The sequence below is a fragment of the uncultured Sulfitobacter sp. genome, from assembly GCF_947500075.1.
Taxonomy (GTDB): Bacteria; Pseudomonadota; Alphaproteobacteria; order Rhodobacterales; family Rhodobacteraceae; genus Sulfitobacter.
The window spans coordinates 180,034-202,009 of record NZ_CANMQS010000004.1 but is presented as its reverse complement, the minus strand read 5'-3'; the positions used below and the strand labels follow the sequence as shown (position 1 = coordinate 202,009).

General features: G+C 60.6%; 22 protein-coding genes. 12 read left to right on the top strand and 10 right to left on the bottom strand.

Annotation, left to right across the window (positions count from 1 at the left end; genetic code table 11):
* Positions 1 to 122 precede the first annotated feature (122 nt).
* Entirely contained in the window at positions 123 to 368 is a 246-nt protein-coding gene (locus tag Q1A91_RS13890; protein ID WP_299878402.1) for a hypothetical protein, read from the top strand.
* A gap of 195 nt (positions 369 to 563) precedes the next feature.
* Here the strand turns inward: Q1A91_RS13890 and Q1A91_RS13885 are convergent, their stop codons facing one another.
* Entirely contained in the window at positions 564 to 737 is a 174-nt protein-coding gene (locus Q1A91_RS13885) for a hypothetical protein (protein ID WP_299878399.1), read from the bottom strand.
* Between the two features lie 139 nt (positions 738 to 876).
* Between Q1A91_RS13885 and Q1A91_RS13880 the strand changes: the two genes are divergently transcribed.
* Positions 877 to 2,865, top strand: coding sequence for a helix-turn-helix transcriptional regulator (locus Q1A91_RS13880; RefSeq protein WP_299878396.1), 1,989 nt, complete (start codon positions 877 to 879; stop codon positions 2,863 to 2,865).
* 6 nt (positions 2,866 to 2,871) lie between these two features.
* Here Q1A91_RS13880 and ychF read toward each other — a convergent pair whose 3' ends face one another.
* Positions 2,872 to 3,969, bottom strand: a complete 1,098-nt coding sequence (gene ychF / locus Q1A91_RS13875; RefSeq protein ID WP_299878393.1) for a redox-regulated ATPase YchF — start codon at positions 3,967 to 3,969, stop codon at positions 2,872 to 2,874.
* Between the two features lie 155 nt (positions 3,970 to 4,124).
* Here ychF and trpA point away from each other — a divergent pair, with 155 nt between their 5' ends.
* Positions 4,125 to 4,916: a tryptophan synthase subunit alpha gene (gene trpA, locus Q1A91_RS13870; protein ID WP_299878391.1), complete on the top strand. Its 792-nt coding sequence runs from the start codon at positions 4,125 to 4,127 to the stop codon at positions 4,914 to 4,916.
* 269 nt (positions 4,917 to 5,185) lie between these two features.
* Here trpA and Q1A91_RS13865 read toward each other — a convergent pair whose 3' ends face one another.
* Both Q1A91_RS13865 and Q1A91_RS13860 read right to left on the bottom strand, forming a co-directional pair.
* A complete protein-coding gene (locus Q1A91_RS13865) occupies positions 5,186 to 5,635 on the bottom strand; it encodes a MarR family winged helix-turn-helix transcriptional regulator (RefSeq protein ID WP_299878388.1) in 450 nt (149 codons plus the stop codon).
* A complete protein-coding gene (locus Q1A91_RS13860) occupies positions 5,628 to 6,734 on the bottom strand; it encodes a twin-arginine translocation pathway signal protein (protein ID WP_299878385.1) in 1,107 nt (368 codons plus the stop codon). Before Q1A91_RS13860 ends, Q1A91_RS13865 begins: the two co-directional genes overlap by 8 nt.
* Positions 6,735 to 6,867: 133 nt before the next feature.
* Here Q1A91_RS13860 and Q1A91_RS13855 point away from each other — a divergent pair, with 133 nt between their 5' ends.
* Together Q1A91_RS13855 and Q1A91_RS13850 are read left to right on the top strand one after the other, a co-directional pair.
* Positions 6,868 to 8,034 carry an alpha-hydroxy acid oxidase gene (locus tag Q1A91_RS13855; RefSeq protein ID WP_299878382.1) on the top strand — a complete coding sequence of 389 codons (1,167 nt, stop codon included), beginning with the start codon at positions 6,868 to 6,870 and terminating at the stop codon, positions 8,032 to 8,034.
* A gap of 66 nt (positions 8,035 to 8,100) precedes the next feature.
* Entirely contained in the window at positions 8,101 to 8,721 is a 621-nt protein-coding gene (locus Q1A91_RS13850) for a hypothetical protein (RefSeq protein ID WP_299878379.1), read from the top strand.
* A 161-nt stretch (positions 8,722 to 8,882) separates the two neighbouring features.
* On the opposite strand, the gene Q1A91_RS13845 is transcribed toward Q1A91_RS13850, so the two are convergent.
* Positions 8,883 to 10,043, bottom strand: coding sequence for an MFS transporter (locus tag Q1A91_RS13845; RefSeq protein WP_299878376.1), 1,161 nt, complete (start codon positions 10,041 to 10,043; stop codon positions 8,883 to 8,885).
* Positions 10,044 to 10,190: 147 nt separating this feature from the next.
* On the opposite strand from Q1A91_RS13845, the gene Q1A91_RS13840 reads away from it, so the two are divergent.
* Complete coding sequence (locus tag Q1A91_RS13840; protein ID WP_299878374.1) at positions 10,191 to 10,850, top strand: 50S ribosomal protein L25/general stress protein Ctc; 660 nt, start codon at positions 10,191 to 10,193, stop codon at positions 10,848 to 10,850.
* Between the two features lie 63 nt (positions 10,851 to 10,913).
* On the opposite strand, the gene Q1A91_RS13835 is transcribed toward Q1A91_RS13840, so the two are convergent.
* Positions 10,914 to 11,693 carry a universal stress protein gene (locus tag Q1A91_RS13835; protein WP_299878371.1) on the bottom strand — a complete coding sequence of 260 codons (780 nt, stop codon included), beginning with the start codon at positions 11,691 to 11,693 and terminating at the stop codon, positions 10,914 to 10,916.
* 172 nt (positions 11,694 to 11,865) lie between these two features.
* On the opposite strand from Q1A91_RS13835, the gene Q1A91_RS13830 reads away from it, so the two are divergent.
* From Q1A91_RS13830 to Q1A91_RS13805, 6 genes are all read left to right on the top strand, one after another.
* Positions 11,866 to 12,771, top strand: a complete 906-nt coding sequence (locus tag Q1A91_RS13830; RefSeq protein ID WP_299878368.1) for a haloalkane dehalogenase — start codon at positions 11,866 to 11,868, stop codon at positions 12,769 to 12,771.
* A gap of 69 nt (positions 12,772 to 12,840) precedes the next feature.
* Positions 12,841 to 13,530, top strand: a complete 690-nt coding sequence (pth, locus tag Q1A91_RS13825; protein WP_299878365.1) for an aminoacyl-tRNA hydrolase — start codon at positions 12,841 to 12,843, stop codon at positions 13,528 to 13,530.
* On the top strand, positions 13,527 to 14,567 hold the full coding sequence (locus tag Q1A91_RS13820; protein WP_299878362.1) for a DUF2332 family protein: 1,041 nt from the start codon (positions 13,527 to 13,529) through the stop codon (positions 14,565 to 14,567). The genes pth and Q1A91_RS13820 overlap by 4 nt, the downstream gene beginning before the upstream one ends.
* Before the next feature lie 2 nt (positions 14,568 to 14,569).
* Positions 14,570 to 15,733, top strand: coding sequence for a serine hydrolase (locus Q1A91_RS13815; protein ID WP_299878359.1), 1,164 nt, complete (start codon positions 14,570 to 14,572; stop codon positions 15,731 to 15,733).
* A 17-nt stretch (positions 15,734 to 15,750) separates the two neighbouring features.
* Positions 15,751 to 16,128 (top strand): DUF2237 domain-containing protein, encoded by a 378-nt coding sequence (locus tag Q1A91_RS13810; protein ID WP_299878356.1) that lies wholly within the window; start codon positions 15,751 to 15,753, stop codon positions 16,126 to 16,128.
* A 304-nt stretch (positions 16,129 to 16,432) separates the two neighbouring features.
* Positions 16,433 to 17,635: a multidrug effflux MFS transporter gene (locus Q1A91_RS13805; RefSeq protein WP_299878353.1), complete on the top strand. Its 1,203-nt coding sequence runs from the start codon at positions 16,433 to 16,435 to the stop codon at positions 17,633 to 17,635.
* 137 nt (positions 17,636 to 17,772) lie between these two features.
* Here the strand turns inward: Q1A91_RS13805 and Q1A91_RS13800 are convergent, their stop codons facing one another.
* From Q1A91_RS13800 to Q1A91_RS13785, 4 genes are all read right to left on the bottom strand, one after another.
* Positions 17,773 to 18,555, bottom strand: a complete 783-nt coding sequence (locus Q1A91_RS13800; RefSeq protein ID WP_299878350.1) for a xanthine dehydrogenase family protein subunit M — start codon at positions 18,553 to 18,555, stop codon at positions 17,773 to 17,775.
* A 114-nt stretch (positions 18,556 to 18,669) separates the two neighbouring features.
* Entirely contained in the window at positions 18,670 to 21,036 is a 2,367-nt protein-coding gene (locus tag Q1A91_RS13795) for a xanthine dehydrogenase family protein molybdopterin-binding subunit (protein ID WP_299878347.1), read from the bottom strand.
* Between the two features lie 84 nt (positions 21,037 to 21,120).
* Positions 21,121 to 21,456, bottom strand: coding sequence for a VOC family protein (locus Q1A91_RS13790; protein WP_299878344.1), 336 nt, complete (start codon positions 21,454 to 21,456; stop codon positions 21,121 to 21,123).
* A gap of 2 nt (positions 21,457 to 21,458) precedes the next feature.
* Positions 21,459 to 21,944 carry a (2Fe-2S)-binding protein gene (locus Q1A91_RS13785; RefSeq protein ID WP_299878341.1) on the bottom strand — a complete coding sequence of 162 codons (486 nt, stop codon included), beginning with the start codon at positions 21,942 to 21,944 and terminating at the stop codon, positions 21,459 to 21,461.
* Positions 21,945 to 21,976 lie beyond the last annotated feature (32 nt).

Genomic DNA, 21,976 nt, shown 5'->3' with positions numbered 1-21,976 from the left:
CCACAGCAGAGAACACGGTGAGGTGATGCAGCGTGCGTTGAGTGTGTGCCGAAGGATCCCCATCTCGGTTTCATTACGCACCAGGGTGCAGTTGCGCACCGCTCACGCACAAAGGAAACGCCATGAAACTTGCTCTGACAACACTGCTCGCCGCTGGCCTTGCGACCTCCGCATTTGCCGCCTCAACTGCTGGCTCCTCCGATCAGGGGAGCAATGCACCCCCCCTCAGCGTCAGCCAGAACAGCACGAATATCGCGACGGGGGAGGTCAAACAGCCGAGGATTTCGACACGCAACGCCTCCAAGAAGGCACCACCCTATGCCTACAGCAATCCGCTGGGTGTCGGGCCGAACAACGACAGCCGCTGACGGGACGGACAGCACGGTGAAGGACCCGGTCGAGAGGCCGGGTTTTTTGCGTTTGCCGGGTCCGGGAGGGTGCGATTTTGCGTGCGTTTCAGAGGTCCCGATTGGGGGTTTGGCGGGGCGCACGACCGGTGCACAGGCTGTACACAACCTGTACACCGGCAACGCGCGCCGGGGTGGGCGTTTGCGCAACAGCGGTCACAGCAACCAGAGCGTCGCGTGCAGCGCGAAGGTCAGCGCGAGGCAGAGCGGGACCGGCGCGCGCAGGAGGGCGGCGAGCGCAATGAGGGCCGTGGCCGCGTGGGGGCCTGCGGGGGAGTGCAGGAAGGTTGCTGTTTGAGACAGCAGGGTGATGAGGTCGATAGGTGTCATGTCTCGTCTCCTTGACGGGGAAGTTGAGACTGGCCAGTCGGCGGCCTGTTGACCGCGTGTGTCTAAGATGGTGGATTAGCGCCAAAGAGGTGGAGCCATATTGTTTCACCCGCAGACCGATAGTGATGGTGGGTGACACATGGTTACATCTGACGATCTGAAAGCCTTCGGGGCGCAGGTCCGCGCGGCTCGTTCTGCGGCGGGGTGGACCCTGGCCCAGTTGGCGGAGGAAGCCTTCAGGAACCCTGACCGCAAGGGGTACGTTTCCCAGATCGAGCACGGGCGGAAACAGATCACCGCGCTGACGGTGGGCAAGTTAGCCGAAGCGCTGGATTTGCCGGAAAGCGTGACCGCGCCGATGTATGCTAACCATCCTCCCAATCAGGAAGCGGGTGACGAGATCGACTCGCGGGTACAAGAACTATTGTCCGCCATCGAACGCGAAGACGTCGACGAATTGCCGGAGGCGCTGGTGCACGGACTAGCACAAGAATACGCCAAGGGCGAGGTGGTTGACATAGGCGCGGCTTATCGCAGCCTTCAGGCAGCTTTGAAAACGGCACGGGAGATGAAAGCACGTGATCATCTACCAGAAAGTTTAGAAGAAAAGCTCGTAGCGATACGCAAAGAGGTACTACAACCGAATACGATGGAAACGTATGAGACGGAGCGGCCTCCATCAGATACAGTAGTTTCTGATATGATTGCATATCTAAAAGATAACCCAAGCTCAGCTTATGCAGCGCGGGAGCCAAGTCTTCGCTTACAGGAATTCATTAATGACTTTGAAGGCAGTATTTCGTTCGAAGTATTAACACGCGTTCACGAGAAGTGGTTAGACGGTTCCAGAAATTCATATCTCACCTACGATGGGAAAATTGCGATCGGCCTTGCAGAACTGCTTTCGAATTTCGCGGAAAGCCCGCTTGAATTAGCCAGAGCACATAACTGTCAGGGCGACGCTTATGCAGATTTTGCAAGAAAGGATATTGGAACCCAAAATATGGAGATAGCGGTGGCTTGTTATGAGTCCGCTCTAAAGGTCTTTTCGCCTCACGACCACACTATGCGGTGGCTAGCAACACAGTACAATCTTGGTCTGGCGTTGAAATTTATAGGTGAGCGTGAAAACCAAAGAGAAACCTTAGAACTTGCAGCAAACGCATTCGAAGCAATGTTAAGTCAAACTGAAGAGGACGAGAGTATTGGTGAGTTGCAGTTAGCACACACAGAACTAGCGCGGATAATTGAATTGATTCAGCAAATAGAGGGTAGTAAAAATGGGTCCCCTCTAGCGCAAGCAAGCTTGGTGGACTTTGACTTTGACCGTGCGAAGCAATGGCTTCACGCGGTCGGTTTTAGTGATGACATTACTCACCTACGAGACCACAGGCGCATTAAGGTTTTTTTAGAGGACGTCATAGAATTAAGAGACAGTTTGCAGGACTTTACTGATTACGCGTCTGATATTCGAATGGAAGGAAACCACGGACTACTAATTGCACGCTCAGCAAAAAAACTTCTAGAAGAACTAGAAGATGTCAAAGTGAATGATCACCTCCGACCGCGCCGCCTTATTGAATTGGGAAGTTACTTTAGAGGCTTCAGCCTCGAAGAGATGCAGAGATCCCATATGGGCGCGAGCCTATCCACAATGGCGGATGATCTAGTTGACAGGCTACAAGCAGTATTCACCAAGCATTTTGGGCCAAGCTTAGAGAAACTAAACGCCTTGAACGATTTATCTCTTGAAGATCAAAATATTGATGTGCTTCTGGATAGTTTAGAACGCGCCTTTGAAGTCGCAAAAAATGCTGATGGCACTGAACTCGTGAAACTAAGTCCGGAATCCTTGGCGATATTGGAGCAAATGATTCAGGATGTTGATCAGGTACGGGGGCAATTAGGGGAAGCAAAGTCCTCTGAACAAAAGCAGGTATTGCGAAATCGAATAGCGAAGAGCGCGGGCCTTACTGCCGTGACACTTGGTCAATACGTTAAAAAAGCAAAAGAATATTCTTCGACACCTACAGACTGGGTCGATAACGTTCTAAAGCAATTCAAACGTGTGAAGGGAGTGTCAGACTTGATCGAGTTCCTTCAAAATTTCTTTCAGGCCGGAAGCTAACCGCCCCTAAGTATTAAACAAGAAATGCAAAACATCCCCGTCCTTCACCACATACCCCTTCCCTTCCGCCCGCATCTTGCCCGCTTCCTTCGCGGGCCCCTCGCCCCCCAATGACACAAAATCATCGTAGGCAATCGTCTCCGCGCGAATGAAACCCTTTTCGAAATCACCGTGGATCACGCCAGCGGCCTTCGGCGCGGAGGTGCCGGTTTTGATGGTCCAGGCGCGGGCCTCTTTGGGGCCTACGGTGAAATAGGTCTCCAAGTGCAAAAGGTCGTAGCCTGCGCGGATCAACCGATCCAACCCGGCTTCTTCCAGGCCCATCTCGGAGAGGAACATTTCGGCTTCGTCTGGCTCCAACTGGCTGATCTCTTCCTCGATCTGGGCGGAGATGATGACGTGGGCGTTGCCTTGGGACGCGGCCATCTCGGCGACGGAGGCGGAGAAGGCGTTGCCCTCGGCGGCCTCAGACTCGCCCACGTTGCAGACGTAGAGGACGGGCTTGGTTGTCAGCAGTTGCAGCATGCGCCAGGCTTTGGCGTCTTCCTCGTCCACCTCGACCACGCGGGCGGGATTGCCTGCTTCGAGTGCCTCTAGGGCCATGCGCATCAGGCGCTCTTGCTGGACGGCTTCCTTGTCGCCGCCACGGACTTTGCGCACGATGTTTTGCAGGCGTTTTTCGATGCTTTCGATATCGGCGAGCATCAGTTCGGTGTCGATGGTTTCGGCGTCGGCCACGGGGTCGACGCGGCCTTCGACGTGGGTGACGTCGCCATCCTCAAAACAGCGCAACACGTGGGCGATGGCGTCCACCTCGCGGATGTTGGCGAGGAACTGGTTGCCGAGGCCTTCGCCTTTGGAGGCCCCCTTCACCAGACCGGCGATGTCCACAAAGGTCATGCGCGTGGGGATGATGGATTTCGACGCGGCGATGGCGGCGAGTTTGTCGAGGCGGTCGTCGGGCACGGCAACTTCGCCCACGTTGGGCTCAATCGTGCAGAAGGGGAAGTTCGCGGCCTGCGCGGCAGCGGTGCGGGTGAGTGCGTTGAAGAGGGTGGATTTGCCCACGTTCGGCAAGCCCACGATGCCCATTTTGAAACCCATGATATGTCCGCCCCGTCTGTCTGTGGAAGATGCTGGGCTGCACCTGCCATATGCGGGCGGGCAAAACAACATCTGTCGTTGTGTCAGGCCCGCAGGCCATTGATTTTGCCCCGCGGAATGGTGCATGGGGGAAGCCAAGCAGAAGGACGCGCCCCATGACCCGTATTGATGACACGTTTGCGAAATTGAAATCCGAAGGGCGCAAGGCCTTTGTGGCCTACGTGATGGCGGGTGATCCGGATTATGAGACCTCATTGGAGGTGGTCAAAGGGCTACCGGGGGCGGGCGTGGATGTGATCGAGCTGGGGCTGCCGTTTACCGATCCGATGGCGGATGGGCCGACGATCCAGCTGGCAGGGCAGCGCGCGCTTGAGGGCGGGATGACGCTGAACAAGACGCTGGATCTGGCGCGGGCTTTCCGGGTTGAGGATGATGCGACACCGATTGTGTTGATGGGGTATTACAACCCGATCTATTCGATGGGGGTGGATGCGTTTCTGGCAGCCGCGAAAGACGCGGGTGTGGATGGGTTGATCATTGTCGATCTGCCGCCTGAGGAAGATGCGGAGTTGTGTGTGCCGGCACAGGCGGCCGGGATGAACTTCATCCGGCTGGCGACGCCGACGACGGATGATGCGCGCCTGCCTGCGGTGGTGCAGAACACCTCGGGTTTCGTGTATTACGTGTCGATCACCGGGATCACCGGATCGGCGGAAGCGGAAGCGGGTGATGTGGCGCCTGAGGTCACGCGGATACAGGCCGCGTCAGGCCTGCCGGTTGTGGTGGGCTTTGGTGTGAACACGCCAGAGAAGGCGCGGGCCATTGCATCCGTGGCGGACGGGGTTGTTGTGGGATCGGCGATTGTGTCGAAGATCGGTGCGGGCGAGCCGGTGGCCGATGTGCTGGCGTTTGTGAAGTCGCTGTCGGATGGGGCGCATTCGGCGTGATCTAGGGTCTGTTGACATTCATCACAGTTCACCAGCGCGAGACAGATTTTGCCCCCAGCATCGCTGATTTGCCCTGCCGATGGCCCGCATCGCTGCGGTCAAATCAGCTCACTGGAGGCAAAATCTGCCGCGCCGCGAAGCGGTTTCGCCGAAATTGCCCAGGGCGGCGTCACGTGAGCTTGAAATAACCTGCTATTCCTGCGCTCCCGTTCCTGGACCTGAGCATTTTCGGACTGAAACTGGTGAATTGTGCTGAATGTCAACAGACCCTAGGGATCGCGGGCGGCGTCCATGATTTCGCGCAGTTCGGACAGGACGGGGATGAGTGCGGTCAGCTTGGCCGCGTCCATCTTGCTGAGCACGGAGCCCATGGCTGGCCCCAGGTTTTCAATCGTCTGGTAAAACAGCGCCCTGCCCTTGTCCGTCATCCAGACGGTCTTGGACCGTTTGTCTTCCGGGTTTGGCCGGATCTCAATGTACCCGCCTTTCTCAAGCCCTTTCAGCGTGTGGGTCATGGAGGTCTTGGGCACCTGAAAGGCGCGGGCCATGGTGATGGGCACCGCACCATCGCCCCGGTTGATGAGGTGGCTGAGCACGGCGAAGTGAGGCGCGATCAGCCCGTCGGGGAGATGCGCCTCTAGCTGGGTGCGGCTGAGCTGTTCGATGATCCCGATTTCCCTGAACAGGGCGAACAGGGTGCGGGGATCGGGCTCAGGCATTGATCAACTTCTGCTCCAGAGGCCAGCGCGGCGTGCGCGGGATGGTCGGACCATAGCCGAGCCGCCCGAGCATTTGAACCGTGTGTCCCATGGGGGCCAGCATGTCATGGGCCTGCGCATAATGTGGCGCCATTTCAGGGTATTCCTGCAAGGCCTGACTGACCGGGTGCAGCGCCAGTCCCATGGATGTGGTGGCAAGGTTGAGGCGCAGCCAGCGGCGGCCTGCGTCGATGTGATCAACACGGGTGTTGGTGGGGCTGGTCAGCGCGGCATAGGCGGGCGTGGCGTGCAGCATCTCATTGTACATTTTCACACCTTCCTGGAAGCCACGGCTGCTGGGGTCGCTTTGCACGTCACGGCTGAGGATGCCTGCGACCATCAGGCTTTCCAGAAACGGGCCGCCCAGATCAATGCCATCGGGGTTCGCGTTGATCTCAGCCTTGCCAAAGCGCATCAGATCGACGCTTTCCTGCATGGTGTGCGGCGTGAGGGCTTCGACTTCCCAGGCTTTCCAAGTCAGGTCCTTGAGGGCCGCGACAGAGGCGGCATCCGTGTAGATGTCTGCGTAATCCTCCAGTTGGTTGGCAAGGACGGCGGGCACGGCGCGGTCTTCAAACGGTTCCTTGCAGGAACGGCGGTCGAGGATGTGCGCGCTGAGCGGGTCGGGTGTGCCGCCGTCGCGGAAGGTGGCGTGGGCGATGGCACCGTCGTCGCCCTCGGGGAAGAGCGTGAGGTCCACGGCCTGCCCCCCTGCCCCGGCGGCGAGCACCATTTGCTCCACAAAGCAGCCCATGCCGATCATGATCTGGCGGTCAAAGGGGTCTGTTGCAGGCAGGCGGCGGCTGCGGTCGTGGTGCAGGGTCAGTGCGTCATCGCCTTCCAGCGCGACCTGCCAGGGTTGCAGGTTGTGCGGGTTTGGCGCGAGCAGCGCGAAGCTGAGCGCATTCAGGCGCGGATCGTCGTAGCTGCCGGCAAGCGTCCAGGGGCGCTGCGCATCATGGGGCGTGCGGGTGGTCAGAAAGCCAGCGGCAGAGGCGCTGGCGGCGAAGATGGTGCCACCGCCAATCAGGGCGAGTGTCTTGCGTCGGGACAGGGTCATGGGTTTCTCCATTTAGTGCGATATTGCACCATTATATATTGGTACGATATCGCACCAGTCAAGGCGAAATTCATGATTGACGGATGATTCACATATTGGTAAAGAAACTTTACCAATATGGAAGGTTGAGAAAATGGCTGCGATTACCAACATTGACGATCTCAAGCGCATCTATGCACGCCGGACCCCGCGCATGTTTTACGACTATTGCGAATCCGGCAGTTGGACGGAGCAGACCTTCCGCGAGAACACCTCGGACTTTGACAAGATCCGCCTGCGGCAGCGCGTGGCCGTGGACATGACCGGGCGCAGCACGGCCAGCCAGATGGTCGGGCAGGATGTGTCGATGCCGATGGCGCTGGCGCCGGTGGGGCTGACGGGGATGCAGCACGCGGATGGAGAGATCAAGGCCGCACAGGCGGCGGCGGACTTCGGCGTGCCCTTCACCCTGTCGACCATGTCGATCTGTTCGATCGAGGACGTGGCAGAGAACACCGACAAGCCGTTCTGGTTTCAGGTCTACACCCTGAAAGACGATGATTTCATGAAACGGCTGATTGCCCGCGCGGCAGATGCCAAGTGCAGCGCGCTGGTCATCACGCTGGATCTGCAAATCATGGGTCAGCGTCACAAGGACATCAAGAACGGCCTCTCCGCCCCGCCCAAACCCACGTTGGTCAACATGATGAACCTTGCCACCAAAGTGCAGTGGGGGCTGGGGATGCTCCAGACCAAGCGGCGGTTCTTTGGCAATATCGTCGGCCATGCGGCGGGGGTCACGGACCCTGCGTCCCTGACCACCTGGACGGCGGAGGCGTTCGATCATTCGCTGGACTGGGAGCGGGTGAAAGAGTTGCGCAGCTGGTGGAAGGGCCCGGTGATCCTGAAAGGCATTCTGGATGCCGAGGACGCCAAGATGGCGCTGAACGTGGGTGCGGATGCCATTGTTGTGTCCAACCACGGAGGGCGTCAGCTGGATGGGGCGATGAGCTCCATCGCGTCGCTGCCTGCCATTCTGGATGCGGTGGGTGACAAGATCGAAGTGCACCTCGACAGTGGCATCCGGTCCGGGCAGGACGTGCTCAAAGCGCTGGCGATGGGGGCCAAAGGCACCTATGCGGGGCGCGCATTTGTCTACGGGCTGGGTGCGATGGGTCAGAAGGGTGTCACAACCGCGCTGGAGGTCATGCACAAGGAGCTCGACACCACCATGGCGCTGTGTGGGGAGACCGATGTCAACAACCTGGGGCGGCATAACCTGCTCATTCCGAAGGACTTTAGCGGCGATTGGCAGGCCTGATCACAGGCTGTGAGCAAGGCGCGTTTTCCTGCTGACATCTGCGGCGCAGGGAGGCATAAACGCGCCATGCTGATCTTTCTTCCCCCCAAGCTGGCGTTTCTGGCCACCCCCAAGACGGGGACCACCGCCGTGGAACTGGCATTGAAGGCTCATGCAGAGATCATCTTTGCCAATACCCGCAAACACACTCCGGCAAGGCGTTTCCGGCGCAGGGTGGTGCCTTTTGTCGAGGAGACATTCGGGGCGCGGCTTGAAGGCGTGGCGGTGATGCGTGATCCCGTTGAGCAGATCAAAAGCTGGTTTCGCTATCGCAACGCAGCGCGCCTGGAAGGCTCCGAGCTGAGCACCGAGGGGTTGAGCTTTGAGCAGTTCGTGATGGAGGTCATCGACGATGACCCGCCACCCCGCGCCCGGATCGGCAGCCAGTTTGCCTTTCTGACCGGGGATGAGGGCGAGGTGCTGGTGGATCACATCTTTGCCTATGAAAGCCAGCCTGCGTTTCGCACGTTCATGACGGATCGGCTGGGCCGGAAGATCAAGTTGAAGGTGAAGAATGTCTCTCCCTCCGTTCGGACGGATTTGAGCGGTCAAGCCACGCGGCGGTTGCAGGCCGCGCGGGAGGGCGAGTTTGCATTGTACGAGCGGTTGATGGCGGCGAAGGGGTATTTGCACTCTGCGCAGGTGTGAGACTGGCGGCGTTTCGTTTGGGGGTGCTGTGGTGCAAGGATATTTTTGGCCAAAAAGAGGGGCCAGGGCGGTGGTAGGGTCGCTTTTGGTGTGTGGCTTTGCGGATGGTGCGGGGACCGGCTTTGAAGGGGTGAGATCTGTTTGAAGGGGGGCGTTTGGGGTCAGCTGCGGCGCATCTGGCGGCTGAGCAGGGGAATCAGTACGAGGGCGGTCGCGGCCAGCAGAGCGGCCACCAGCATGAAGGCTGCGCCGAGGCCGACGCCCTGGGCCACGAGGCCCATCAGTGGCGGGCCGAGGAAGAACGCCCCGTATCCCATGACCGAAACCCGGCTGATCGCCGTGAGCCGCGCGGCCGGATCCGCCACCCGGCGCCCGACCAGCGCCAGGGCCAGCGGGGCCACCACGGAGATGCCAAGCCCCCCGAGCGCAAAGCCCATCAGCGCCACGGACACATCGCTTGCATTGCCGGCAATCGCCAGCCCGACGGCTGAGACCAGTGTGGCCAGCAGCATCAGGTGCGTGTCGCGGATGTAACGGGCAAGGCCGTGTCCAAAGAGCCGCCCGATGCCCATGGTCAGCCCCATCAGCGCGGGGCCCAGCGCCCCCTGCGCGGCAGTACCGCTGAGCGTGCGCTCCAGATGCAGGGCGGACCAGCCTTCCGTCACCGCCTCTGACAGGAAGGCGACAAAGACGGTCAGACCGGCAAGGAAGACCAGCAGGGTCGGCACGGATGCGGGCGGGGCATCGGCAGTGGTGTCGGCGTCTGGTTCAACAACGGCGTCTTCGCGTGCGGCATAGGCCAGACCGGCGAGCAGCACACTGAGGCCGATAAAGATCGGCAGCGGGCCGATTTCTGCGCTGCGCAGGACACCGGTGGCCAGCGCCCCGCCTGCGTAGGCGAAAGAATAGAGCGCGTGGTTGAGGTTCATCAGCGTGCGCCCGCTGTGGGTTTCGGCATGGGAGACACGGTCATTGACCAGCACGTCCACAATGCCCGACCCTGCTGACGCCAGCATCATCGCAAACGTCAGCGCGACAACCGTTCCGGAAACGCCCGCCGTCAGCATGCCAAGCGCCACCGTTGCAATCCCCAGCGGCATCGCCATTCCGCCTGCCAGCCGCTGGGCTGTCGGTGCCAGCCACATCGCCGCAAGCGACCCGAAAGCAGACACCAGCAGGGCAATCCCGTACACCGCGTCGGACGCGCCCACATTGGCCTTGATCACCGGCATCTGCGCAAAATACACCGACCAAGAGACACCGATGGCAAAGAACCCTGCCAGCGGCTTGCGGGAGAGATAAAGGTCGCGGCGCAGGCTCATGGTGCTGGCTTCGCACGGGCCTACGTGAAAGCCAAGGCTGCGGGTGCAGAATCCCTCTTTTCACATGGGGCAAACCTGTATAGAGGAAGCGCTTCACGCAGGAATACAGCCTTGGAGGATTCCTGCCCTAACATATTGGAGATTAAAATGGCCGGAGAGATTCCAGATCTTGAAGCCCAGGAACGGACGGGGACAGGCAAGGGCGCCGCTCGTCAGGCACGCCGTGATGGCATGGTTCCGGGGATTGTTTTCGGGGGCGACGCTGATCCGCTTCCCATCAACATCCCGTTCAACAAACTGCTGACAATGCTGCGCAAAGGCCGGTTCAAGTCCACCCTGTTCAACATGAAGGTCGAGGGCCATGACGACGTGCGCGTCATCTGCCGCGACGTGCAGCGCCACGTGGTCAAGGACCTGCCCACACACGTGGATTTCATGCGTCTCAAGCGGACCACGAAGATCAACCTGTTCATCAACGTGGAAGTTGCGGGCGAAGAAGACTGCCCCGGCCTGCGCAAGGGTGGCGTTCTGACGCTGGTGCGTCCGGAAGTTGAGCTGATCGTGACGGCGGCAGACATTCCCGAAAGCCTGGTGATCGACATCTCCGCATTGGAGATTGGCGACAACCTGACCATTTCGGACGTCAAACTGCCTGAAGGCGCAAAGCCCACCATCGACCGTGATTTTGTCATCGCACAGGTGTCCGCACCTTCCGCACTGGCAGCCCAGTCCGATGATGAGGACGAAGGTGACGGCGAAGAGGGTGATGCACCCGAGGCCGCAGCCGAAGAGGGTGGCGAAGAATAAGCATTCGCCGTTTGGTGATGTGGAAAGGGCTGCGCTGAGGTGCGGCCCTTTTTGTTTGAGGCCTTACTTGGCCAGCAGAAGGTCGCAGGGCGGCTTGCGGATCAACCCGGCAGAGAAGCCCCCCAGAATGTAGCGCCCTGCGTTTGAACGGGTGTGCGCGCCGATGGCCAGCAGATCGTAGGTTCTGTCCTCCATCATGTCATCCAGCGCATCGCGGGCCGTGGCCTCGATAAAGGTCGGGCGTGGCAGGTTTTTGGGCAGGGCGTACATGGCTTTCCAGGTCTCGTAGTCCTGCTCCGCTTCGGTCCGGAACGAAATTTCATGGGCGTGGAACAGGGTCAGTTCCGCCTCCGGCGCGACCATCGCGATCTTGTGGAGCGCGGAGGCACAGACGCGGGACAGGTCCACACCGCTGAGCACGCGGGCATAGGGGTCATCGGCAGGTGCCATGGCAAGCAGGACAGGCACTCGGCTGGACCGGACGAGGTGTTCCATGGTGGTTTCGCGCACGTGATCAAAGAACGTGCGGCGGCGGTGGATCCCCAGAACCAGAAGATCCGCGTCGGTTTCTTCGACGATGCGCTTGACCGCCTCCATCGGGTCACCGGTTGCGACATGGACGTCCGTATCAAGCTCTCGGCCCGCCATCTGCGCCGCGATCTGGTCGGACAGCAGCGTTTTCGCCCCAGCCTTCAATTGATCAGAAAGGTCCGGCGGCATGGAATCGTCGACAACATGGACCACAGTCAGCCGCGCACCGCTGGCGGCGGCCAGATGGATGGCACGCTGGACAGATGGTTTGGACCGTTCGGACAGATCGCTTGCCGCAACTATGTTTTTCACTGGTCTGCATTCTCCTGTATTCGGGTTTCTGGTGTCCTGTTGAGATAGGAAGCCTTGGGACTGTCACAAGATGTTGACAGCTGTGTTTCGGTCGATATCGGCGGGCGCACCGGGATGGACGCTGCCCCGGCCTCTGTGCGATGCTTTGGATGCCCAAATTCTGGAGACACCCATGGAATACCTGCGCACCCCGGACGACAGATTTGCCGATCTGGCTGATTTCCCCTACCCGCCCCGCTACACCCATGTGGACGACACGGAAGGCGGCACATTGCGGGTGCATTACGTGGATGAGGGAGCAGCGGACGCAGCCCCCGTTCTGATGATGCACGGGGAGCCGACGTGGTCTTACCTCTATCGCAAGATGATCCCGGTGTTTGTGGATGCCGGGCATCGGGCGCTGGCCCCAGATCTGATTGGTTTCGGACGGTCCGACAAACCAACACAGCGCAGCGATTACACCTATCAGCGGCATGTGGACTGGATGTCGGATTGGGTTCGGCAGCTTGATCTCAAAGGTATCACGCTGGTCTGTCAGGACTGGGGCGGTTTGATCGGATTGCGTCTGGTCGCGGCCATGCCGGAGCGGTTCGCGCGGGTGGTGGTGGCGAACACGGCTTTGCCGACGGGGGATCAACCGATGGGGCCGGCCTTTGAAGCCTGGCGTGCCTATTCGCAGGATGCGCCGGTTTTTGACGCCGGGCGCATCGTCTACGGCGGGACAACCGGCAAGATCACCGAGGCGGAGATTGCCGCCTATAACGCCCCCTACCCCGATGAGACCTATCAGGCGGGTGCGCGTCAGTTCCCGATGCTGGTACCCGCCACGCCAGACGACCCGGCCCGCGACGCCAACCGGGCCGCATGGGAGGTCTTGAGGGGTCTGGACACGCCGTTCCTGACGGCCTTCGGCGCGGACGACAAGATCATGGCAGGTGTGGACAAGGGATTTCAGAAGCTTCTGCCCGGTGCGCAGGGGCAAAAGCACACCATTCTGCCGGATGCGGGGCATTTCCTGCAAGAGGACGTGGGGCCGGAACTGGCCGCCTTGACTGTCGCGTTCATGGCGCGGGCCTGAGGACCTCAGAATGCGCATTTCCCTCCCCCGCGGCGGCGGGTAGACTGCGCGCAACGCAGGAGGCAACGTATGAAACTGATCGTAGGTCTGGGAAATCCCGGCGCGAAATACGCGCGCAACCGGCATAACATCGGTTTCATGGCGCTGGACCAGATTGCAGGCGACCATAGCTTCGGCCCGTGGAAGGGCAAACACCAGGGCAGCATCAGCGACGGGCGCTTTGGCGCGGACCGGGCGGTGTTGCTGAAACCTGAAACCTTCATGAACAACTCTGGCCAGTCGGTGCAGGCGGCGATGCGGTTCTACAAGCTGGAGCCAGCAGATGTGATTGTATTCCATGACGAAATCGATCTTGCACCGGGGAAGGTCAAGTGCAAGACGGGCGGTGGTCATGCGGGCCACAACGGGCTGCGGTCGATCCATGCGCATATCGGTCCCGACTATGACCGGGTGCGGTTGGGTGTCGGCCATCCGGGGCATAAGGATGCGGTGCCGGGCTATGTGCTGCGGGACTTCTCCAAGGCGGATGAGGGGTGGCTTGATGACGTGTTGCGCGGGATTGGCGATGGGGCTGCGTATCTGGCGGCCGGGGATACGGCGAAGTTTCTCAATGCGGTGGCTTTGCGGGTCTCTCCGCCCCGGTCGGGGACGGGAACCAAAGGCGGGGCGCAACAGCCCAAAGCTACGCCACCTGAGCCTGAACCAGCGCCAGAGGAGAGCAAGTCGCCCCTGCAACGTCTTGTGGCGAAGTTCCGATGAATCTCTCTGAGGCTTTTGCAGCACAGGCCGGAACTTGCGCGCAGATGGGGTCCCCCTTCATGGGGCAGTTGCTGGGTATTCTGGCACAGGATTGGCCGGCAGATACCGCATTGGGCCGCAAATTCGCGGCATTTGAGGGGGATATCGGGCCTGCGGGGCATTCGCTGCCTTTGCGGATCGCAGGCGGGCTGCATGCGCTGGTGTTGTCGAATGCGGCACCTGAGTTGGCAAAGCTCTACCCGCCGGTGCAGACCTCTGACGCGGAACTGCGCGCTGGCGTTCTGGCCGCTTTGGCGGCGCATGAGCCCTTCCTGCTGGATTGGACCGACAGCCCGCCCCAGACAAACGAAGTGCGCCGGTCCGGGGTGCTGATCGCGGGTGCACGGGTCGCGGCGGCGGCATTCGATCTGCCGATCTGGTTGAGTGAGCTGGGCGCAAGCGGTGGATTGAACCTGATGTGGGACCACTACGCGCTGGAGATTGACGGTGCCCGCTTTGGCCCGGATGTGCCGACGGTGATCCTGACGCCCGACTGGAAAGGCGCGCCGCCCCCGCGCAAGGCGCCGGTGATTGCGGATCGGGCGGGCGTGGATCTGAACCCGCTCAATCCCAAGGATGGTGAAGACCAGTTGCGCCTGATTGCCTACCTCTGGCCCGACCAGCCGCAGCGGTTGACGATGACGCGCGCGGCGGCGTCTGTGGCGCAGGGGCGGGTCGCAAAAGGCGATGCCATTGAATGGTTGGGGCCGCGGCTGCATGCGGCACCGGAGGGGCATTTGCACCTGATCCAGCATACGGTCGCCTGGCAATATTTCCCGGCGGAAGCCCGCGCGAAGGGCCGGGCGCTGATCGAAGCGGTCGGCGCGCAGGCCACTGCGACACGGCCGCTGGCATGGCTGTCGATGGAAAGCGATGGCGACACAACGGGCAAGGTGGGCGCTGCGGTGGTGCTGCGTCTGTGGCCGGGTGACATCACGGTTGAACTGGGGCGCGCAGATTTCCACGGGCGCTGGATCGACTGGCAATTCAAGGAATAGGTATGCGGCGTGTGTTGAAGTGGGCCTTGCGGCTGGTGCTGGTTCTGGTGTTGGCCATCGGGGCCGTGGGCATCTGGAAACAGGAAGAGATCAAACGGCTTTGGGCGGTGCGCACGTTGTTTTTCGAAGACAACATCGTGGGCAATTTCTCCAACATGCGGGCGGCGTTTCTGACCGTGGGCGTGCCGCGCGGCGATGGGCCGACGGTGGAGCTCCCCTATGGGCCGGAGACCGAATTGCCCGTCAGTGTGGGGGCCTGGGTCGAAGACCGTGATGTGACTGCGTTGGTGGTGCTCAAGGACGGGGAGATCGTTTTTGAGGAGTATTACAAAGGCACGGGCGCGGATGATCTGCGGATCAGCTGGTCCATGGCAAAGAGCTTTCTGTCCGTACTGGTGGGGCAGTTGGTGGCAGACGGCACGATTGAGAGCCTCGACGTCCCGGTCACGCAATATGCGCCTGCGCTGAAAGGCGGCGCCTATGACGGCGCGACCCTGCGCAATGTGTTGCAGATGACAAGCGGGGTTCTCTTTGACGAGGACTACCTTGATCAGAACTCGGACATCAACCGCATGGGCCGTGTCTTGGCTTTGGGCGGCAAGATGGATGAATTTGCAGCCGGTCTGACCGCCTCCTTCGCGGCACCGGGAGAGACATGGAAATACGTCTCCATCGACACGCATGTGGTGGGCATGGTGGTGCGCGGGGCCAGCGGACGGCCCATTGCCGACTTGCTCAGCGAAAAGGTCATTGCGCCGCTGGGGTTGGAGCACACGCCCTATTACCTGACAGACGGGGTTGGAACCGCCTTTGTGCTGGGCGGGCTGAACCTGAGCACGCGGGATTATGCGCGCTTTGGCCAGATGATTGCGCAAGGCGGGCAGTGGCAGGGGCAGCAGATCGTGCCTGCGGATTGGATCGACGCGTCAACCCTGCCCAGCGCGCCGACCCCGGAGGGGGCTGTTGGATATGGGTATCAGTGGTGGATCCCCGTGGGGGCCGCACCCGGAGAATTCATGGCGCGTGGCATCTACGGGCAGTACATCTATATCGACCGCGCGCGGGGCGTGGTGATTGCCACCAACGCGGCAGACCGCAAATTCCGCGACGCGGGCGTGGCGGATCAGAACGTGGCGATCTTCCGCGAGATCGCGCAGAACCTGTGACAGGAGGGCGAAAGCCGATGGAACCGGATGAGAGTGTGAACGTGCTGGGTGAGCCGCTGGCCTTGTGCGGGATGGATCCGGTGACGGGGTTTTTCCGCGACGGGCATTGCAACACCTGTGCTGCCGATCAGGGCAGCCATACGGTCTGTGCCGTGATGACGGCGGAGTTTCTGGCGTTCTCCAAATATGTGGGGAATGACCTGAGCACGCCGAACCCCGCGTTTGGGTTTGCCGGTTTGAAACCGGGTGATCCCTGGTGCCTGTGTGCGGGACGGTTCTTGCAGGCAGCGGAGGAAGGGTGTGGGCCGAAGGTGCATCTGGCGGCAACACACCGCCGCGCGCTGGAGGTGGTGCCGTTGGAGGTTTTGGAGCGGCATGGGGTGGATGCAGAGTGACGGGTGTTGGTGCTTGTGGTGCAGTGAATGCGCACCCTACGGGGTGAGGCGCAAGGGCGGTGCGGCAGGGCGGGTTTGAGTCTGTAGTGTCCGACGCCGCATGTTTCACCAACGGCAGCTTTTCAGATTGCCTAGGTAGAACTGTCTGACTACGCTAATCATCAGAGGAGAAGACCATGACCGTTAAATTCGTCGTCGTAGTAAGCAAGAGGTACATGGTCCGATAAGGGTTTCCCATATCTGTTTCCATGTGCCCCCGAAATCTTCGGGGGCTTTTTTGTTTCTAGAGCTGAGAACATTCAAAATGTACCGCCCAAAAACACCACCGCATTTGATCACACTGATCCTCCTGACTGGGTTCTCGCCTATGTCTCTCAATATGTTCTTGCCTTCGCTAGCGAACATCGCCGTCGATCTCGAAACAGACTATGGAACGGTGAGCTGGGCGGTCTCTGGGTATCTAGCGATAACTGCCATAATCCAACTGGTCATTGGCCCGCTGTCAGACCGGATTGGCAGACGGCCAGTCCTATTGGGAGCGTTGCTGGTCTTTGCATTTGCATCGGTGGGCTGCGCTCTTGCTCAACGCGTTGAGGTGTTTTTGTTTTTCCGGATGCTTCAAGGCGGGATAATCGGCGGATACGCCCTGTCTCTCGCCATCGTCCGGGACACGAGATCAGAGCGAGAGGCCGTGAGTTTGATCGGTTACATCGGCATGGCCATGGCAATCGCCCCGATGGTTGGTCCGATGTTAGGAGGTGTGTTGGACACCTTTCTGGGATGGCGATCCATCTTTATGTTCTATGCCGCGTGCGGGTTTGGTCTGCTTATTTTATGTTGGCTGGACTTGGGCGAGACCAAGCGGGACCGGGACAGCGATCCTGGCACGCCGGTGCCTGGCACGACATCCCTTTTGCGCGAGCCGCAGTTCTGGGCTTACGCACTCTGCGGCACGTTCTCGGTTGGTGCGTTCTACATCTTCCTAACGGGCGCTCCGCTTGTCGCTCAAACCGTCTTTGAAATTTCGACGGCGGAGCTTGGATTCTACATAGGAACAATAACGGTCGGGTTCATGTTGGGCGGCTTCATTGCCGGGCGTTTTGGCAAAGGCTTTGAGCCGACAACCATGATGATTGCGGGCCGGATCATAGCCTGCATCGGTCTTGTTGGAGGTCTGCTCGTCTTGGCTTTGGGCAATACATCGCCACAAATCTTCTTTGCGAGCACGATATTCGTGGGCCTCGGAAATGGGATCACAATGCCCGGTAGCAATGCTGGCGCGATGTCCGTGCGACCGGAACTTGCGGGCAGTGCCGCAGGGCTAAGTGGCGCGTTGATCGTTGCTGGAGGTGCCATTTTGACTGCGGTGACAGGCACATCCGTGACCGAAAGCAATGGCGCGCAAACGCTCCTTACATTGATGCTCGCCGCATCCGGCTTGGGCTTGGGTTTCGCCATCTGGGCATCGTGGCTCAGGCAAACCGCGACACAAGGGGCGACTGATTAAAGCGGTCGTTCGTGCGGTCGCAGCGAAAGCTCACTTCGTCCCGCACAACAGACCTTGCCGCTTCCCCTCCTCCATCATGCATCTACAAAAAAGCCGCCCCCAACCGGGAGCGGCTTTCTCATTTCAAACCCTACAGATCAAGCCGCCGCAGCAACCGCCCGTTTGGTCAGCACGCCCACCAGATGCGCGCGGTACTCGGCCGTGCCGTGCAGGTCGCTGATCATGTCGCCAGACGCCGCAAGACCGTCGAGCGCGCTTGCGGAGAAGTTGGACGACAGGGCCGCTTCGGCCTCTGCCCAGCGGAAGACACCGTCGTTGGAAGCACCCGTCACGGCCACGCGGACGCCGTCGGCGTATTTGGCGACGAAGACGCCGACCAATGCGAAACGCGACGCGGGCTGGACGAACTTTTGGTAGTTGGCCTTTTCCGGGATCGGGAAGGTGACAGCCGTGATGATCTCACCTTCGTCCAGTGCGGTGGTGAACATGCCCTGAAAGTAGTCATCCGCCGCGATGTCGCGGGTGTTGGTGGTGATCGTCGCGCCAGACCCAAGCGCCGCCGCAGGGTAGCAGGCGGAGGGGTCGTTGTTGGCCAGTGACCCACCGATGGTGCCGCGGTTGCGGACTGCCGGGTCGCCGATGTGGCTGGCGGTTTCGGCGAGGGCGGGATAGCTGCCTGCCTCTGCCGCGACGGTGGCGTGGGTTGTGGCCCCGCCGATCTTGATCGCGCCACCGCTGGCGGAGACGCCTTTCATGTCGGCAATGCCGGTGAGGCTGACCAGCTTGGACGGGCTGGCCAGACGCTGTTTCAGCGTCGGGATCATCGTCTGCCCGCCGCCCAGCGCCTGCGCGTCTTCCGCGCCCAGTGCGGCCACGGCGTCAGCAACGCTGGAGGGTTTTTCGAAGTCGAAGTTATACATCAGTTGTTCCTTTCATCTCCCTGCCTGCATCCCGTTGTGGAAGGGGGACAGGGCGAAATATCATTCTGTGCCCTGCCCCGCGCCCGGTGTGGCGCGCGGGGCAGATCAGCAAGCTCAGCCCTTTTGCATCGCCGCCCAAACGCGGGACGGAGACACGGGCATGTCGATGTGGTCCACCTTGTGACCACCTGAATACATCGCATCCAGCACCGCGTTCACCACTGTGGGGGTGGAGCCGATGGCACCCGCCTCCCCACAGCCTTTCACGCCCAGCGGGTTGTGCGTACAGGGCGTCCCGTTGGTGTGATCGACGGTGAAGTTCGGCACATCCGCCGCGCGCGGCATCGCGTAATCCATGTAGGACGCGCTGAGCAGTTGGCCGTTCTCATCGTAGGCTGCGTTTTCCATCAACGCCTGACCGATGCCCTGGGTCAGACCGCCGTGGACCTGCCCCTCAACGATCATCGGGTTCACGACGTTGCCGAAGTCATCGGCTGTGGTGAACTTGGCGATGGTGACTTTACCGGTGTCGGGATCGACTTCCACTTCGCAGGCATAGGCACCGGCAGGATAGGTGAAGTTGGCGGGATCGTAGAATGCCGTTTCCTCCAGACCCGGTTCGATGTCTTCGAGCGGATAGTTGTGCGGAACGTAAGCTGCCAGTGTCACATCGCCCCAGGCAACCGACTTGTCCGTGCCTGCAACGCTGAAGGCGCCGTCTTTCAACTCAATATCCGCCTCAGAAGCCTCCATCAGGTGAGCCGCGATCTTCTTGGCCTTGTTGATGATCTTTTCCGTGGCACGGACCATGGCAGGACCGCCCACCGCGATGGAGCGGGAGCCATAGGTGCCCATGCCCATCGGTGTGTTGGCGGTGTCGCCGTGCACAATTTCCACCATGCTTTCGTCAATGCCGATCATCTCGGAGATCACCTGCGGGAAGACCGTCTCGTGACCCTGACCGTGGCTGTGGCTGCCGGTCATGACGACGATGCCGCCTGTGGCATTGACCCGCACGGTAGCGGATTCATAAAGACCCGCGCGCGCGCCGAGTTGCCCCACGAGGTTGGACGGCGCGATGCCGCAGGCCTCGATAAAGCAGTTGACGCCGAGGCCGCGCAGCAGCCCCTTCTTTTCGCTTTCCGCGCGACGTGCGGCGAAACCGCCGAAATCCGCGCTCTTTTCCAGTTTGTCCACCAGCCGGTGGAAGTCACCGGAATCATACTCAACCGCCACAGGGGTCTGGTAGGGGAATTCGGTGACGAAGTTCTGACGCCGCAGTTCGAACGGATCAACGCCCAGCTCACGCGCTGCCTTGTCGATGACACGCTCCAGCTGATAGGTCGCTTCGGGCCGTCCGGCCCCGCGGTAAGCATCCACCGGCACGGTGTTGGTAAACACCGCACGGACGTTCACGTAGACCAGCGGCGTCTTGTAGTTGCCTGCCATCAGCGTGCCGTGCAGCCATGTGGGAATGCTTGGCGCGAAGGTCGACAGGTACGCGCCCATGTTGGCCAGCGTGTTGGTGCGCACAGCGGTGAAGTTGTTGTCCGCATCCAGCGCCAGTTCGATCTTGGTCACGTGGTCACGCGCATGAGCGTCCGACATGAACGCTTCGGTCCGGGTTGAGACCCATTTGACCGGGCGTTTGAGCGTTTTGGCGGCGAAGGTACACAGGGCCTCTTCGGCGTAGTGGTAGATCTTGGAGCCGAAACCACCGCCTACGTCGGGGGCCACGACACGCAGCTTGTGCTCTGGAATGCCGAGCACGAAAGCGCCCATCAGAAGGCGGATCACATGCGGGTTCTGCGAGGTGGTGTAGAGCGTGGACATGTCGCCCGCGCGGTCATATTCACCAATCGCCACCCGTGCTTCCATGGGGTTCGGCACCAGACGGTTGTTGATCAGTTCCACGGTTGTCACATGGGCGGCGTTCTTGATCGCCTCGTCCACGGCTTCCTTGTTTTCCTCAACAAAACCCCAGTCATAGCAGAGGTTGTCGCCCAGTTCGTCATGCACGGTGGCGGACCCGCTTTCGAGCGCATCGGCCATGTTGATCACGGCGGGCAGTTCTTCGAGGTCAAGCTCAATGGCTTCTGCGGCATCGCGGGCTTCGGCCAGCGTTTCGGCCACAATCGCGCAGATCGGGTCGCCCACGTGGCGGACCTTGCCATGGGCCAGAACGGGGTGCTTGGGTTCTTTCATCACTTCGCCGAAACGGTCGGTGACCTGCCAGCCGCAGGGGATGCCGCCGATGGCTTCAAAGTCATCACCGGTGAAGATGTGGATCACGCCGGGCATGGCCATTGCCGCAGCGGTGTCGATGTTCTTGATGCGGGCATGCGCCATGTCGGAGCGCAGCACGTGCATATAGGCCTGACCGGGGCGGTTGATGTCATCGGTGTAATTGCCGACACCGGTCAGGAACCGGATGTCTTCGCGGCGCTTGGGTGATGCGCCGATGCCTGAATCTTTGGGCATTGTATTCCTCCATTTGCGGCACACCCGTGGTGCACCTGTTGGGTTGATTTGGGCCCCTGGATCAGCCTGTGCGGCTGCCGGTCCCTATTCTTGATCTTGATGCAGTCCGAACCGCACACCGCGCGGATCGATACAGGTTGCAAAGCGGCCAAAGCCGGGGGCATCTGCGATTTCCCCCATCAGGCTGCCGCCTGCGGATTTCACACGTGCGACCATGACTTCGATGTTGTCGACGGACAGATAGGGCACCATGCAGGGCGTGCCTTCTTCGTGCATGCCGACCTTGCGGGTGCCATCGGTGAAGTAGCCACCCTGCCCCGCGCCCATGTCGGTCCACTCCCAATCCATCACGGACGTAAAGAACGCCGTGGTGCTGGCGGGATCATCCGTGCCGATTTCAATGAAGTCCGGGCCTGCCACGCCTATTCCGCAGCGATCGCGCCGACGTCCTGACCGGATGCGGCCATGATCGACTTGACGATGTTATGATAGCCCGTGCAGCGGCAGATGTTGCCTTCAAGGTAGTCGCGCACTTCCTGCTCTGTCGGCTTGGGATTTTCCTTGAGCAGCGCCGCTGCGGACATCACCATGCCGGGGGTGCAGAAACCGCACTGGAGGCCGTGGTGATCCTGAAAGGCCTGCTGGATCACGTTCAGGGATCCGTCGGCATTCGCCTGACCTTCGATTGTGCTGATCTCGGCACCGTCGGCTTCGCTGGCGAACATCGCGCAGGATTTTACGGCAACGCCGTTGACGTGCACCACGCAGGCACCGCACTGGCTGGTGTCGCAGCCGATGTGCGTGCCGGTCAGGCCCAGATCATCGCGCAGAAACCCTGACAGCAGGGTGCGGCCTTCGACGTCGCCAGACATCTCCTTGCCGTTTACGGTCATTGTGACCTTGGTCATTGGTATCTTCCTCCCGTTACTTTTCTTCTAAG